General features: G+C 43.6%; 9 protein-coding genes. All 9 read right to left on the minus strand.

Annotated features, from left to right (window positions below; translation table 11 throughout):
* Positions 1-35 precede the first annotated feature (35 nt).
* Positions 36-2,057 carry an aceric acid hydrolase gene (locus FAZ15_RS06290; RefSeq protein WP_136900460.1) on the minus strand — a complete coding sequence of 674 codons (2,022 nt, stop codon included), beginning with the start codon at positions 2,055-2,057 and terminating at the stop codon, positions 36-38.
* A 14-nt stretch (positions 2,058-2,071) separates the two neighbouring features.
* Positions 2,072-5,467 carry a glycosyl hydrolase gene (locus tag FAZ15_RS06295; protein ID WP_136900461.1) on the minus strand — a complete coding sequence of 1,132 codons (3,396 nt, stop codon included), beginning with the start codon at positions 5,465-5,467 and terminating at the stop codon, positions 2,072-2,074.
* A 94-nt stretch (positions 5,468-5,561) separates the two neighbouring features.
* Positions 5,562-8,840, minus strand: coding sequence for a glycoside hydrolase family 2 TIM barrel-domain containing protein (locus tag FAZ15_RS06300; RefSeq protein ID WP_136900462.1), 3,279 nt, complete (start codon positions 8,838-8,840; stop codon positions 5,562-5,564).
* Positions 8,841-8,959: 119 nt separating this feature from the next.
* The gene (locus FAZ15_RS06305; RefSeq protein ID WP_136900463.1) at positions 8,960-11,125 is read right to left on the minus strand and encodes an alpha-L-rhamnosidase-related protein; all 2,166 of its coding nucleotides are present in this window, start codon (positions 11,123-11,125) and stop codon (positions 8,960-8,962) included.
* Between the two features lie 171 nt (positions 11,126-11,296).
* Complete coding sequence (gene fucP, locus FAZ15_RS06310) at positions 11,297-12,592, minus strand: L-fucose:H+ symporter permease (RefSeq protein ID WP_136900464.1); 1,296 nt, start codon at positions 12,590-12,592, stop codon at positions 11,297-11,299.
* A gap of 18 nt (positions 12,593-12,610) precedes the next feature.
* Positions 12,611-13,066, minus strand: coding sequence for a MaoC/PaaZ C-terminal domain-containing protein (locus FAZ15_RS06315; protein WP_136900465.1), 456 nt, complete (start codon positions 13,064-13,066; stop codon positions 12,611-12,613).
* Between the two features lie 71 nt (positions 13,067-13,137).
* Positions 13,138-14,211 carry a Gfo/Idh/MocA family protein gene (locus FAZ15_RS06320; RefSeq protein WP_136900466.1) on the minus strand — a complete coding sequence of 358 codons (1,074 nt, stop codon included), beginning with the start codon at positions 14,209-14,211 and terminating at the stop codon, positions 13,138-13,140.
* A gap of 35 nt (positions 14,212-14,246) precedes the next feature.
* Positions 14,247-15,503, minus strand: a complete 1,257-nt coding sequence (locus tag FAZ15_RS06325) for an extracellular solute-binding protein (RefSeq protein ID WP_136900467.1) — start codon at positions 15,501-15,503, stop codon at positions 14,247-14,249.
* Positions 15,496-16,638, minus strand: a complete 1,143-nt coding sequence (locus FAZ15_RS06330; protein WP_136900468.1) for a CaiB/BaiF CoA transferase family protein — start codon at positions 16,636-16,638, stop codon at positions 15,496-15,498. The genes FAZ15_RS06325 and FAZ15_RS06330 overlap by 8 nt, the downstream gene beginning before the upstream one ends.
* Between the last annotated feature and the right edge of the window lies 1 nt (position 16,639).

The following is a 16,639-nucleotide window of genomic DNA, read 5'->3' on the forward strand; positions in this document are numbered from 1 at the left end:
TTATCCCCTACAAATTTGCGCCGTAAACTAGTATATTATCTTATACTTGGAAGCCACACCGACATATCGCCAAACTCCCGATTTCCCCAAGCAAAATAAGGCACCAATTTGATAGGCACTTCTTTTTTAGTGCTTACCGCCACCTCACGGTATAGACCATCCCAATCCTTATCGTTCTCAAGCAGCGCTTTGCCTTCCAAAAGTACAATATCCTGATTATGAATTTGGCGCACTACGGGTTTAAAATCGTCAAACAATTTGACTTTTAAATCAAATATATCTACATCTGCCGCTACGTCTTCTTTTTCCAAACAATACACAACAGGTCCGCGCATAACAGCCACCTGCCCTCGGCTCTCTTCCACTAACGGATTAGATTCCATAAAAGCTACTTCCATTGGGATTGTAATTTGGATAACGTCACCTTTTTTTAGCTGGCCATCCAGCAAAGCATATCCCTTTTTGTTCTGAAATGCGATAGCTTTTCCATTTTTAACGACATCAAAACCCTTAGCCCAGCCCGGTATGCGCAGTTTTAAGGTATAATTAGCAGGAACATCTTTTACCTGTAAGGCAATTGATCCATCCCATGGATAATTTGACACCTGCTCTACCTTAATGGCTTTTCCATGATGCCGCGTATCCAATACGTTTCCACCGTACAAGTTAACCCATATCTGACCTTCTGCCACGCTATATGCATAATTGCTTACCTCAGCGACCGTACGTACCACATTGGGTGGGCAACAGTTGGACAATGAGATATAAGGTACTCTCTTTTTAGACCACCTTTGCTGAAACGGCAACTTATTCGAATAACTCAACGGATTGGTGTACAAAAACTTATCTCCATCCAAACTAATTCCAGACAACACGCTATTATACAATGCCAGTTCCATCACGTCGATAAATTTCGCATCTCCGGTGAGATTGGCCATACGCCAGTTCCATAACACATTGCCGATATTGGCGCAGGTTTCATTATGTGCCGTCAGGTTAGGCAATTGATAGTCTCGACCAAATGCTTGATGTATTTTCTGCACATCTTTTGGATCATACGATGTTCCATCCGGCGAAGTGCCATCATATAACGAACCAACACCCCCTGTGATATACATTTTAGTCTGTGTCATGTCGTCCCAGATATTAAATAGACGATTGCTGAGTGTGGTGTCTTGCATTTCCGCACAAAGATCAGCTACACCGGCATACAGGTACGTGGCACGTACAGCATGCCCAATTGCTTTGTTTTGTTGCCTAAATGGAACACGGTCCTGATTATCATCTGTTCCATCTTCAATTTCTCCCTTGATATCAATCAAATGTTTGGCTAACTCGAGGTATTGAGGCTGTTTGGTGGTACGATAGAGTTCGATCACCCCCATATAATGGGAAGGGCAAATCGCATTACGCGCCAATGTCGGATTGGACTTTTTGTAAAAACCGTACAAATAGTCCGCAGCTCTTACCGCGATATCCAGAAGATTGGTTTCCCCGGTTACCCGATAATGTATGCAGGCAGCTGTCATCAAATGCCCGATATTATAGGATTCGAAGCTCAGGCGATCCTGAAATTCGATATTTAACCCGGCATTTCGCTGATCGATGGTGGCCTTTGTATAGATATATCCGTCAGCACGTTGTGCTTTGGCGATCACGGGGATCACCTCGTCCAGCAACTGGAGTAATTTTTTGTCCTTAGTCTGCGCATAGATGGCACAAACAGCTTCCAACGTCTTATAAAAATCGCCATCATGGAAGGAGGGGCCCTTATGCTCACCGGTCTGTAAGCCAGCCGCAATTTCAAAGTTGCGATAGGCATGACTGATCTCCGCATCGGTATACACATCCCATAAATGCGGCACCATACGATCTACACATACGGCTGTACGATCTGCCCAAAATCCCCTTGTCCATGATACATCTCCCATGTTAATTGCTTGCTTTACAGCAAAGGGACTATCAGATGTATTCGTTATGGCTTTGTCCTGTCCATTTGCGATAGGCGCGCAGGCAAATGCAAGACCACATATATAAATTACTTTACTCCAGCTCATATCTGTAATTCTTCTTATTTTCGTTTATACCAACGTAGTTTCACGTCACCTTTCAGTCCTGCGGGTTGTAATCCTTTGAGAAATTTCGGTGTAGCAGTTGTCTGCACAAGCTGTTCTTTTGGTATTTCGCGGCTTTCATAACCAAAGCGATTACCCCAGGTATTATAAACTTTTATTTCCAACTTGTTTTTACCAACCTTTAAATAGTCCGTCACATCAATTTCGTAAGGCTTCGTCCACACTACACCAACAGGACTATCATTCAATACCACCTCTGCTAAATTTTCCACATCATCCAACTCCAATACGACACGTTGCTTACCTATTTTTTTGCGTTGGTCAAATGTTAAGCTATAGCTTCCCATCCCGGAATGGTAGCGTATATCTTTTATCGCGGAAGTCGTCCAAAGATCTGGTATCTGCTGTACGATCGGATCGTGAGGAACACCAGCGAGCTGGACGATCCATTGTCCTTCTAACGTATTTACCTTACCCTTCTCCCATTGTGGCAATGAAATCTTCTTTTCACTGAACAGAACAAAAAATGATTGATAGGCATCGAACGGCAGCGTAAATTTCGAGCGTCCTGCATCCACCGTAAATGCTAAGGAGATTAATCTATCCTGAACCGCATCATATACATACGCGTGTGAAGCTTGCGCTCGAACCGAAAAAGTAGCCTGATGGACTACACTATCCTGATTGGAGAAAAAATAACTATCTCCTCCATCAAAACGACGATGATTCCATGCGATAATCTTGTTATTTTTATCATTGATGAGGACGTCTTCCTCGATACCCAAGTCCATAAAATTATCAGATGAATAAGTTCCCACGTAGACATTCCCTTTACCAACGGCTTTATATAACAATGATCCTTTAGCTAGCATATTTCCAAACAGCTTATTCACTATATTCGTAAAAGCAAGTGAATCCGCCGTAGATACATGTCCAAGTAGTGCTGTCGGCCTTTCATGGAAAAGCACAGTAGCTCCTTGTTCAATAAGCGCATTAAATTTTTCAAGCACAGCCAACGAATAGTAAGCAGGATTTGGATTCAAAAAATGCTTACCCGGCACCACTAATAATCGGTAGGCAATATGGTCTGATAATAGCACTTCGCCATCTACTACCTTTGCGTTTTTAAGCAATACATCCGGATTGAAAGAATCATAAGCATAACCACGCAACGGGTCTATCCAATCGACGGGGTTATACATATTAGCCGATGTACTGACTGCCGTTATCTTCTGCATGGGCTGTCCTTCATTACGTAATAAAGAATCGGTATGATTTACACGAGGTTCGCCAATGATGCCTGGAAGCGTGCGCACAAGCCGATCCGGCAAAATCGATCGTCTCGGCATTTCTTCGCCGATAAATACAGCGATATCGCGCACCGGCTTTCCATGCTGCAACAGCTGCTGAGTGCGTATCGCGTAATCTATCCAAGCCTTTCCAGGTTTCCACCACGTCTGATCACGTTGAAAATAGGTTCCTACACCATCTAAAGTCATACCCGGTTTACGGTCCATCCATGGGTTGTGTACATAGACATGATAGGCCAAGTTGTTTACCCCCAAAGCATAGTTTCTATCTTGCAATGATTTTAACAAACGCGGATGTTCATCCCATTCCATACGGATTTGCGTAAATGCTTCAGACATTACGATATTCTTTCCATAAATATGTCCTCCCGAAACGGCATCCAATATATCATTCGGTTTATCATGTGAAGGGCTCCTAAACCAAAACTCGCCCATCGTACGATCCGTGTAGGTAAAATGCGATAGACCATCACTTGTCATAATCGGAGCGGTTGCCTCTGCGGTAAACTCCACACCATATTTGTCCGACATCCGTCGTAAGGTCTGAAAACCCTTTTCCTGCAGTAAGTCATTAATCGTTTCTCGATAATCGTGTAGAAAGGCTTCGGAAGCTTCTGCACTATTTACCACATAACCGGCCAATACAGGGAGGTACTCTGTTAGGTCGTAACCTCTTCTTTCTCGAAATTCGGCTTGCATATGTCTGGTCCAGTTTTGGCTTCCCGACTCCCAGGAGTCAATATGAAATACCGTTAACACGTCATTCGACAATTCGGGACTAACCGACTGCTTGGCCTTGCCAAACCATTGTTCAAACTGGAAAGCGACAATATCTGCATCTAATTTATCGCATTCTAGCCCTTTCCCTGCACCTGCGGTTTCATTTTTGTGTCCGGTGGTCGTATGTCCAATACGTAAGATTCTCCACGTTCCTTGCGGCAATGCAACTTCGACTGCATCATCAACTGTTGCAGGCTGTAGGCGTACCATATTTTCACCCTTCAAGATGCTTTCAGGGTGCACGTCGGAAGCAGTTGTTGGCAACGATACCCGCCAAACCTCTCCCGTTTTCCCTTCGAACTGATTTATCTTTGCTTCTTCAAAAAGGGTAATTCCCAAAAGATTAATCGAAGGTTTCCATTTTGCCGCATCCAAATCCTCTCCACCCGGCTCTGAGCCTGCAGGATCAAATACAAATCGAAAATGCTTGGCCTGCGTATACGGTATCGTATGCGTTACGCCGTTGTCCCAATCCAACCACCCTGTACGAGGGGATTGCAAACGGATCAACTCTTCGAAGTGCTGCCCATCATTGCTAATCAATATCTTAAATCTATTAGCACCGTAGTTATTTGCTTTACGCTGGATCCTTATCGCGTTGCATGGAAAAGGTTCCATAAATTCATACTGAATCCAACCGGGCTGGGAAGAAGAAAAACGCTCGGAATTATCCCTTAGGGCTAATCGTTCCAAATTTTCATCGTAACTCGTACTGACCTTTGGGGATTCGTTATAGCTGATCCTAAACTGCTTTGCAAGTGGAATCGCAAACAATTGAATATCCTGGTAATAATCGTGAAGTTTTTCCGGTTGCGGTAAATGGATGTTAACCCTCCCCTCTTGCTGAACATGTATAATCGTGTCGGCATACACCACTTTCTGCATAGACGTTTCGGGTGTAATCCATGGTCCTCCGGCTGTCGCGAAACCATCATTCGGAAAGAGCGCAATCTGTATGTTGTTCTTCTTGGCTTCCTGTACAAGGTAGCGGAACATCTCCCACCATTCGGGGGATAGTGTCTCTGCAGAAGGCTCAAATAAAGGAGGATCGGTCTGTGCTTTGATCGGCGTAAAATAGGCTCCCGCAATGTTATTAGCTGCCATAGCCTCCAAATCGGCTTTTATTCCTTCTTTTGAATAGCTTGCATGCATAAAGTACCATACAACCCATGGCTTAGCTTCTTGATAGGAAGTAGAAGAAAGTGGCACAACAGCAGACGGAATACCTTTGATCTGTGCGTTGCTTTGTAGAATAAAGCAACTAAAAAGTAACGCAATACCTATATTTAGATTCTCTTTCATTTTCTTTCTATCATATTTTCTAATAGCGTTATATCGCTTTTAGAGTTACTTCCTACAGCCCTTGGATTTGTCCCGACAGTCGCACTGCACGTTTTTAATTACTAAACACGGATTTAACATCTGTATTCTTCTGCACGGGAATAATCCGAAACCCATAGCTGTAATTTTGCGACGGAATTTGATATTGAGGTAAGGGTTGGGAAACGTCAGTCCAGCTATCATTACCGCCGACTCCCATCGTTTTGAAATCTACGTTTACGGTGATCTTATCTTCTTTCTCCAGTTTAAACCAATGCTTTTTTTCTTCGATCTGCTCATGCGAATAAGGCCATGCACTAACATTCAGCGGCTGATTCCCCACAATCAAAACACCGGTATCTTTCTTCCGCATAGCAAACCAACGCACATCCATGCGATTTCCATTTTCCTGCGGCGTGAGATAAGGCTCCATAAATTTTTCTAAATTCATTTCATAAACCCCTAAATCAAATCCGTATGCACGATCAGGGTAAGTTTCCATCTCACCCAACCCGTAGTATTGCACCTGTTCAAAACCAGGGTTCACACCCATTTTCAGACCCACTTTCGGTATATTCGGAAGTCCTTCTTTTACGATCAACTGGTACTGTATATTAACAACTCCTCCTCCATCTACATGATAAGAGACGCGTACAACGGCAGAGTCCTGCGGTAAAACATAAGTCGATTCTACAAGAAATGCATCCTTTTCCTCCTTGGTTGTCATCTCGCGGAAATGAAGTGCGTTGTACCAATATTTCAGTTTATGCTGCGGCTTCCATCCCCGTCTTTCATTTTCAGTAGCGGGGCGCACGAAGTTTGGCAAGATCGCTTCTTTGATTACCTCTTGTCCCTTGGACGTATAACTCGCCAATGCGCCGTTATTCTTGTTAAACCGTACTTCGAAACTGTTGCCTTTTACCAGATATTGATCGGTTGATTCCACGATATCCAATTTTCCTGAAGCGGCTTTCATTGTCGTAGCAAATTTCTCCAATGATTTCCAGCGTAATTGAGATGAAGACACGACAAATCCGGCCTTTGCCCAAGTTTCATCTGTCCGCAGGCGGAACTGTACATCAATCTGATACTCTCGGTTTTGTTTAGGTTTCACCTGCATATATTTAGCCAGGGATAGTCTTGAAGAGTCGCCTGCTGCTAAAGAAACCGGATCTGTTTTTACTTCACTGACAACTACCCCATTTTCACGGATCAATACATAAGGTGTATAATAGCCTAAATCAAGCACTGCAGCTCTGTTCTTAATCTGCACAATCAGCTCAGCGGTATCTATCAACAACACTTCAGCTGGTTGATAGATACGCTTGTTGTCATACATTGCTGCCTTCGGTCTGCCCCAAGAATCGACAATACCGTTCAGATTGAACGCGCCATTATGAATCTTCTCGCCAAAGTCCCCACCGTAAGCCAGCACGTCGCCATACACACTGTCGCGACGGATTAAGCCCTGATCTTTATAATCCCAAATAAATCCACCCACGAGCCGAGGGTATGTTCTAAAAATATCCCAAAAATCCCTCATATTGCCCGTCGAATTACCCATAGAGTGCGAATATTCAACAAATAGAATAGGTCTTTTATCGCCATTATCTTGGTCGAGCAATAATTTTGGTGTGTGTATGCCTGGATAAAAACGGGATACCATATCAACATAATACTGATCCTGGATATTTTGGGTACGATTCGCATGATCATTGGACTTTAGATAGCGTGGATCCGATGGATCGATATAACCAGGCAACTGATGGCTGCCCATGGCCGGTTCGTAATGAACAGGCCGCGTAATATCAAAATCATGAATCCATGCAGCCATTGCCGCTGTAGTCGGTCCTCTTCCCGATTCATTGCCCAGCGACCAAACCACGATTGAAGGATGGTTTTTGTCCCGCTCCAACATACGCATTACCCGTTCCATATGAGCCGACAACCAGCGCGGATCGTTCATTAACTTGCCCCCTAGACCGTGGGTTTCGAGATTAGCCTCGTCCATTATCATCAATCCGTACTTGTTGCACAATTCATAAACGTAGGGGTCATTGGGATAGTGTGACGTGCGGATCGCATTGAAATTAAACGCCTTAATCTGACGGATATCTGCTTCCATATCCGCCCGCGTCAAGGCTTTACCACGTACAGGATGGTGATCGTGACGATTTACACCATAAAAATATGTGGTTTTGCCATTGATCAGTAGTTTTCCGGTAGTCTTCGAAAATTCTACACTTCGGAATCCTACGTCGCAGCTTTTGGCTTCCAATAGCTTATTGTTTTGGTCATACAATGATATAACCAATTGGTACAGATTTGGCTGTTCAGGCGACCATTTCTTCGGGTTTTCTACAGTCGTTTCCAACAAACCAAATTTCACATTATCCAGTCGAGGATAGATCTCATTGAAGATCTCAGTCGCATTCTTTTCTAATCCGTTTGCAAAAAGAGGTTCACCATCCGCTCCGTACAGCTGTGCCTTTACTGTAAATCCGTTGATGCTGTCGCCGGAAAAATTATCAATCTTAGGTCGCAGGGAGAATTTGGCGTGGGTATAATTTTCATCGAGCTTGGCCTGCCAGTGAAAATCCCCGATACGTACTTTTGGCTCTGCCATCAAGAAAACCTCGCGTTGTATCCCGCTCATGCGCCAATGGTCTTGGTCTTCCAGATAAGAAGCATCACTCCAACGGATTACCTGTACAGAAATTCGGTTTTTGCCTTTTCTTAGATAAGGTGTAGCGTTAAATTCAGATGGCAAACAGGAATCTTCTGCATAACCGACATAGTGTTCATTAATCCATACGTGGTAAGCAGAACTCACTCCACCGAAATGCAATGTCACATTCATGCCGTCCCAATGTTCGGGCAGATCAAAGATCTTCTGATAAGATCCCACAGCATTATAATCCGTCGGTATACGTGGAGGATCAATAGGCTTGAAAGGGTAGACTGCAGAGCGGTAGATCGGAATATCATAGCCCTGCATTTCCCAGTTGGAAGGTACCTGAATCTTATCCCAACCCGTCACTGCCTGTAGGTGAAAATCCTTAGGAGCATCGGCAGGCTTCGAAACAAACTTAAAATCCCACATCCCATTTAGAAACAACAAGCGTTGATTTTGCTCCCGATTATTCTGTAAAGCCTCTTCGATACTCGCATAGGAATATGATGTTGCCCGGGCAGGTTCTCTATTGATCGATGTGATCAGTGGATCTTCCCAAGCCGACGCAATCTTACCGTCCGGTACGGGTGGAATTACCGCAGGTTTACCATCCACGGTTTGTCCATTTGCTATGCAACTACCCAATATGGTAATAAATAATATGCTTAGTTTTTTTGTCATTAATCTTTCCATTTACGGTCCTATATCTTCACGATTTTTGCTGCCTACCGGAAGACGGGGATCTAAACGCTTCACACTTACGAATAAATCGTTCATTACATGCAGGATGATAAATCAAACTATAACTTATAGTCGATTTCGTATGCCACACCTGCCCGTACTTCTAGGGTATATGTCTCCTTATTCAATTGGACGATTGTGCCGTTCTTGGACTTCGGTTTTGTTTTACTCTTTATCTTTAGCGTACCGATTCCTGTAGGAGATTGCACTTTTATCTTAGTTGCAGAAACATACAGATCGATCTCTCCCGCAGGTGTAGGCACTTTACCTTCCATCCATTGCAAAGAAGCCAAATACGGCTCAATTTCATAGGTTTGGTATCCGGCCGAAGTTGGTTTCACCCCTAAATAATATTTTCCCAAAAGGTAGATCGGACTTGCTCCCCAAGAATGGCAAAGACTTTTTCCAAACTCACGACCATACATGGTATAATGTTCTGCTCCCGATTTAGCGGGGTTGTATTCCTCCCAAAAAGTAGTCGCGCCAAGCTTCAGCATCCCTCCCCAGTACTCCTTTATTTGTCGCATGACATAGTCCTTTTCCCCCATTGCACAGAGAGCTTCCAATTCATAGTAGCGCATATAGGGTGTCATGATCTTTTGCACCTGATCATTTAACAGTACATTAGTTTTGATCCCTTGTTGTTGCTCCTTGGACATATAGTCGAAGAATATCGCAAACATATTGGTATAACGGGTCACGTTTTCTGTCTGTTCTCCATTAATTCGGCTGTGTACGAAGGCCTGTTTGGTCGGGTTCCAATAGTATTCGAACAGTTTCGTCTTTAATGACTTCGCTTCCTTGGCATAAAAATCCTGATCGTCCTTTTGTTGCAACAATTCGGCACATAGCGCCATTGTCTCCAAGCTGCGGCACAGCAACAATTGCTCGAAACTAACCTCTCCCTTTTTACTCAGACCGTCCGCCCAATCGATAAAAACCCAATCTCCGGAGAGACCTTCCATCAGTCCGTCTTTGTTGCGACGTCCCAAACAGAATTCCATTAAGCTTTGCATACGGGGATATACCGCTTCGATAAATTCCTTATCTCCTGTATACTGATAGTAGTCGTAAATGCTCAAAAACCAATAGAATGTGTAATCCATAATGGTATTGATATGCGTCATGGTCGGTTCTTTACCCCGCAATGCCAATATTGTACGCTTCACCGTTTCGGAATCAAAGCCTAAATAATAATTCATCGCATAAGATTGGTAGGCATCGCCACTCCAGATCCAACGATCCCTTTTTATGCCATCGATATAAAACTCACGCGATGTCAACTCCATCGTATATTTAGCTACTTCCCAAATGTTGTTGAGCTCTTCATCCGAGCTTTTGAATGCTCCTCGGTCTTCCACAGGGAGGTATTCATATTGCATAGACACCTTGTCATAGCTGATATTTCCCTCCTTTTCGATGTAGACGTAGCGAAAGGCTTTAGACAGATCCAACGTGCTATCGGTTGATGAAGCACGCGATACATCGATATAATCTAAGGTTTCACACGTCGCGATGCCCAAAGCCTCTTCTTTTGATTCGCCATAGTACACAGACAGTTTTCCGTTACCTTTTAGCTGGTGAAAGGTTAGAAAGCCAAACGTATTCTTACCGAAATCGACTAATGTACCTTTGCCCTGTTGTGTAGTCGATATAGATTCTTCCTGTCGGGTAGGGAGCTTAAATTTAGAAGGGAACTGCGTAGGTTGATCAAAATTCCAGTAGCCTGCTTTGACATAGGTCGTACCCGATTGATCAGAAGCCTTTCCTGTCTCATCGATCCATTCTTTGTCCTCAAACGTAACTAACCAATCTTTGTTGGTATTCACGGTTTTACCTGAGACGTATAAGGCCGGTACCTGCCCTTGGTTATAAACCTTAATATTTACTTTTTGTTTTCCTTTTTTAAGATCGATCTTTGCAGGCATACCAGGTAGCATTTTCCCATTCACCTTGACATTGTACTTTCCTTCGGCTACGATCGTTATCTCTTCATCCGCAGGTACGTCAAACTCCTTGTGGAACTCTACCAATACATAGTGGCTATCCATTCGCCAAAACGGCGGAAAGAATGTTCCTCTTTCTGTTCTGCGATTTTGCATATCGTTGCTTAACCATACCTCAAAATCACCAGGATACCAGATCCAGGTAGCTCCCTGCTGTGCAAACAGCGTAACAGCGGAAAACAAACAACAACAGAAAGACGTAATTTTCTTTATAAACATGATATCCATTTTAATATCCAATTGGCTTCGCATGATGTCTACGCATACTTCTTCTTCACTGAACAATTGAGTTTGGCGTTATCCATCAAATACAAACTTACCTCAAAAGCCCCTTGTATAGTTATAAGATTTTCTCTAGCTATTATATTATGTTAGCATGGGCATACTGCTTTATTTAATCGAAACAGGTTTGTAACCTTTTGCAGCATACCATAGAATCACGGCATAACATACCAATGGAATTACATACCCTATCTGTGTATTATCATTTGCATTGTCTATAATATCCCCCATGAGGAAAGGAAAGATTGCTCCTCCGACAATGGACATAATCAGCCACGACGATGCTTGTTTTGTTTCGTTACCCAAATTTGCGATACCCAATGAGAAGATCGTGGGAAACATAATAGACATAAAGAAGCCTAAACCACCCAAAGCGTATAAAACCACCATACCTGATCCAAAAACAGCCGTGGCCGCCAATAAAACAGATACCAATGTGTAGATGGATAATAGTCGATTTGCCGTAGTGTATTTTAGAAGAAATGTGCCAACAAACCGACCGACCATAAATAAAAGTCCGTACACACCCAAATAGTATCCTGCTGTTTTTTCATCTACACCAGCCCCTTGTTGCGCCATACGAATAAAAAAACTAGTGACACAAACTTGAGCTCCTACATAGAAAAATTGAGCCACAACGGCAAAAGTCAGATTCTTATGCCGTAGCACGGCAAATAGGCTTTTCTTTTCGCTACTTTCTCCTACTACCGATTGCGTCTCCTTAATCTCCGGAAGCTTCACAAACATGAAAATGACAGCAACCAACAATAAAATAACTCCCAATACAAAATAGGGCAGTTTAACGGAAGAAGCTTCTGAAGCTAAATAGGTCAAGCGTTCAGCTTCCGCCATAGCCTCCAATTCCGAAGCGGTATAGCTTGTTCCCGAAAGAATGAATACCGTTCCTAGAATGGGTCCTAACATCGCTGCTAACCCATTAAATGAAGCAGCCAGATTGATACGTTGTGTGGCCGACTCAGGAGGCCCCAATATGGTCGCATAGGGATTTGCCGCGGTCTCCAATACAGCCAGCCCACAACCAATAATGAACAACGCCACCAAAAACAGTTCGTACATTCGCGCGTTGGCGGCAGGAATAAACAGGAAAGCGCCCAATGAAAAGGCGAGGAGGCCAATAACGATTGAAACTTTGTAGCCCAACTTACGCAATAGAAGTCCCGCAGGTAGCGCCATGATAAAATAAGCGAAGAAAACAGAGGTATCCACCAGAGCGGATTGACTATTGTCCAGCTGACAGGCCTTTTTCAAATGCGGAATCAACACACCATTCAAATTATGGGCAATACCCCACAAGAAAAATAAACTAACAACAAGTATAAAAGGAAACAGATAATTCTTGGGATTACCGGTAACGGTCACTTTTTTAGTTGAATCGATATGCATACGTCAATATATTGAAGGTTATTTAGAAGTTGTTTCTTTACGTTTGGCCAGCAAAATATGATCCGCTACCAATACGACCTGCCCATGCTGGTTAATCACCTCGACATGCTCTACCACAGTACCGTATTCTGGGTTCTTAGCCTCCGATTTTTCAGAAATAGTAACTTCCACGTGAATGGTGTCGCCTATGAAAACCGGCTTTACAAAACGTAAACGATCATAACCTTTTGAAAAGGCTTCCGGGTTGATCACGGACGCCGTCAAACCAATACCGATGGCAAAAATCATCGTTCCATGGGCGATCCGTTGACCAAAGGGCTGTGTTTTGCACCATTCTGCATCCATATGATGCGGAAAAAAATCGCCGGTATGGCCAGCGTGAACCACAAAGTCAGTCTCTGTAATGGTTCGCCCCAATGTTACACGTTTATCCTCCAACGTGTAATCTTCGTAAAATATCGATTCGAAATGCATATTTTTAGATGTTAGTATTTAGATATCAGAACTATCCACGTTCTTAGTCTTTTATCGTTATTCTTTGTTTTTTAAACCTTGTAATTGACGGATTGTCCGCCTCTCGCACTACTTTGATATGCAGCTTCCACCACCGCCATGGTATCAACAACATCCTCCACTGCAGCCGGTAATACGTTAATTTCGCCTAATTTGAATCGCATCAAACTTCCCATGCTACCGATAAAAGCATCCGGAAACCACGAGCCTTCAATCGGAAAGGTTACCCACTCGCACTGTCCATTTTCATCTTTGATACCATATTCAAATGCATCCGGCACTCCATCGGGATAATTCATCAACAGGCCCATCTTTGCTTTGATAGCACCTTTAGTACCTTCCCATTTGATATAACTCTCCTGATGTCTCGCACCAAAGTCGTGATCGTGATTGGTATTCACGACAGCATGTACCGTATCACCATAGTCAAACAACAAGGTTGTTCTGCTCGAAGATAAAGCCTTTGCAGGGTGTTTCAATGTCTTGGCATATATGCTTGCTGGATTCCCTAAAAAGGAACGGATCAGGTCGATATAGTGTACGCTATGGTATAGTATTTCGAGGCGGGGATGTACCATGACATGGGGAAATAATTCCCAAGGTGTCTGCACCGTGACCCGCACTTCCATATCGTAGATCTCTCCAATATATCCCTTTTCGATTAACCAGCGCGCAGCATTCACAAACGGTGCCTGTCTTAACTGGCAGTTGATTGCCGCAACTAGACCTTTACGTTGGCAAACTTCTAAAATAGCTTTACTTTCGGAAAAATAATCACCCATGGGCTTCTGTATCAATACCGCCGCCCCATTGGGCAACGCTTCCAAAGTTTCGATAAACTGGCTGGGCATGATCGTAATATCATAGACGGTATCTGCAGGAGCCTGCGCAACGGCATCAGCTACCGAATCAAATACATGGGGTATAGCAAACTCCGCTGCCAAGGCCTCGGCTTTAGGCTTCGTACGATTTACGATACCATACACCTCAAAACCCGCTTTTTTGTAAGCTGGCAGATGGGCATCCTTCACAATGCCTCCCGCTCCAATAATAACAATAGGTAGCTTTGTTTTAGGTAATATGGCTTTGTATTCAATGTTTAACATAGCAATGAATTTATTTTTTCTGCGTGTATTTGTTCTCAATGGCCATCAAGAGCTTTCATGGTTTTACTGTTACCACCACCTGAAAGTTTTTCCTGAGCTTCTTTTAAAAGGGTCAAACTGTCTTTCTCACTGTGGATAGCAGAAGTAACGGTATGATCAATAATATGTGCTACATCAGACCAGTTCGCTATTCGCGGTAGCGTACGGGCAGTTTCGTGGAGCGCAGCGAGCTTATTGTAAAACGGAATCTGGGCATTAATATCGGCATCATACCAAGTCGAATAACGACAACCGACAGCACCTCCCAATGACAGGGCTTTATCCTGCTCTTTAGCGACTGCAAAACGTATAAAGTCGTACGCCAATGCTTTATGTTTACTTCCTTCGGCGATCGCATACAGCCAGTACACATTGAGTGAAGGTGCAGAAATATTTTCATTAGCCGGTATAGGCGCAATCTCTACTTGACCTCGCACAGTAGACGCCGAATCAATTTGAGCCCAAGAGGCAAAACCAAACCAATTGACCATCATCGCGACTTCTCCCCTTGCAAAAGCCTCTCCCGCCTGCACGGATTCGTATGTTACCGAATTTGGATGCAAGCAACGCCTATCCCGAAACAAGCTTCTGTAAAAATCCAGAGCCTCCACCGCAGTCGTTTGATCCAGACTTACCTGTCCATGTTTATCCAGCAATTCACCTCCTCTGGACCACAGCTGTATACAGAAGTCAAACACCGCATTGTGTCCATCGGGATAACCGGCAAAGACAGTTCCATACAAATTGTCCTGAGGTCTTGTAAAGAATTCGGCAACCAAAAGAAAATCTTCCCACGTTTTTGGAACAGCTAATTCCCGCTTATGCATATTGAAAAACTGTTGCTGTTCTTTTTCACTTTCAAAAAGGTCTTTACGAATTACCAAACATTCCGGACCATCATGAAAAGGAAGTCCAACGATCTGTCCTTCAAAATTTTGAAATCCTAGCAAGCTCGAACTCCATGCTCTAGCATAATCCTCGGGAGGATTACGATTCAAGTACTCATTTAAAACGTGTAAGTCGCCTTGTTCAAAAGCTTGTGCAATCCAGTCGGTATTGATATGCACAAGATCCCAATTGCCATTACGAAGCCCATGTTGCACGAACAGGGTATCGTATAACTCTTCTAAATCCAAGGGTACGAATTCGATATCCACATCTACCGCATATAGTTCCTTATATTGATGCCAAAATTTAAGCAAAGCTTGCTCAAAAGGATCAAATTTTCTAACAGCGAAACGTAATTTAGCCATACAGTTCGTTTATAATTTTTTGGTTATGCTCCCCTAATTTAGGGGATCCCTTGTCCGAATACAGCACTTGCCCATCAATTCGTATCGGACAGCGGGTCGTAGCATAGGAAAACCCATCACCCATAGTGACCTGTTGTATCATATCCAGCACCTTAAAACCATCGTGTTGCAATAATCGGTTCCAATCCAGCACATCAGCGCACCATATATCAGCAGCTTCTAAAATTTCTAACCAATAGCTTGTTTCTTGCGTTGCCAGATGCTGCCCCAATATATCTTTGATGGCATCGCGTCGCACAAAAGCCTGCTCGCCATCTGTAAAATCGGTCAAAACTTCACAGCTCAACAGTTTTCCAAGAAAGGGAATCGACCCCATAGCCAAGGCGAGAAATCCATCTCGGGTCTTGTATATCCCATAAGGTGCTCCGAGATAGGCATGTGCATTACTTACTGCTGTGCGCTGCGGCAATTGACCTCCATCTCTAAAGTAGGTGGTAACCGCTTCAAACTGAATATCAACAGCCGAATCTAACATGCTCACTTTAATGTGTGCACCCAGATCATGCATGGCTTTTCTATATAAACAAGACAGTATGGCACTACTGAGGTTGGCTCCAGCAAACATATCGACAATAGACAAACCCATAGGGACCGGGCCATTGCCTTCATTCCCACTTAGCCAGGTCATGCCTGTAATTGATTGCAACAATAAGTCCTGTCCCGGCTTCTTGGCCCAAGGGCCTGTCTCACCATAACCCGATATCTCCCCATAGATTACCTTCGGGTTAATTTCGCTTACCGTGGCATAATCAAATCCGAGTCGTTCCATGACGCCCGGTCTAAAGTTGTGCATCACCACGTCCGCCCGTTCAATAAGCTTGATGATAATGTCGCGATCCGCTTCATCTTTAATATCCAAGGCAATACTCTCTTTATTGCGATTGATCGCATGGAATACCGTTGATGTTTCATTAAGTACTGTATCGGAGGTGTACATCTGCCTGCAGATATCTCCCGTATCCGGCTTTTCAATTTTAATCACTCGGGCACCCAAATCCGCTAATCGCAGACTCGCGAGAGGTCCTGAGAGAAATTGACTAAAGTCTACTACTGTAAAATCGGTTAATGGCAACATA

It is taken from the genome of Sphingobacterium olei, assembly GCF_005048855.1.
Lineage (GTDB): Bacteria > Bacteroidota > Bacteroidia > Sphingobacteriales > Sphingobacteriaceae > Sphingobacterium > Sphingobacterium olei.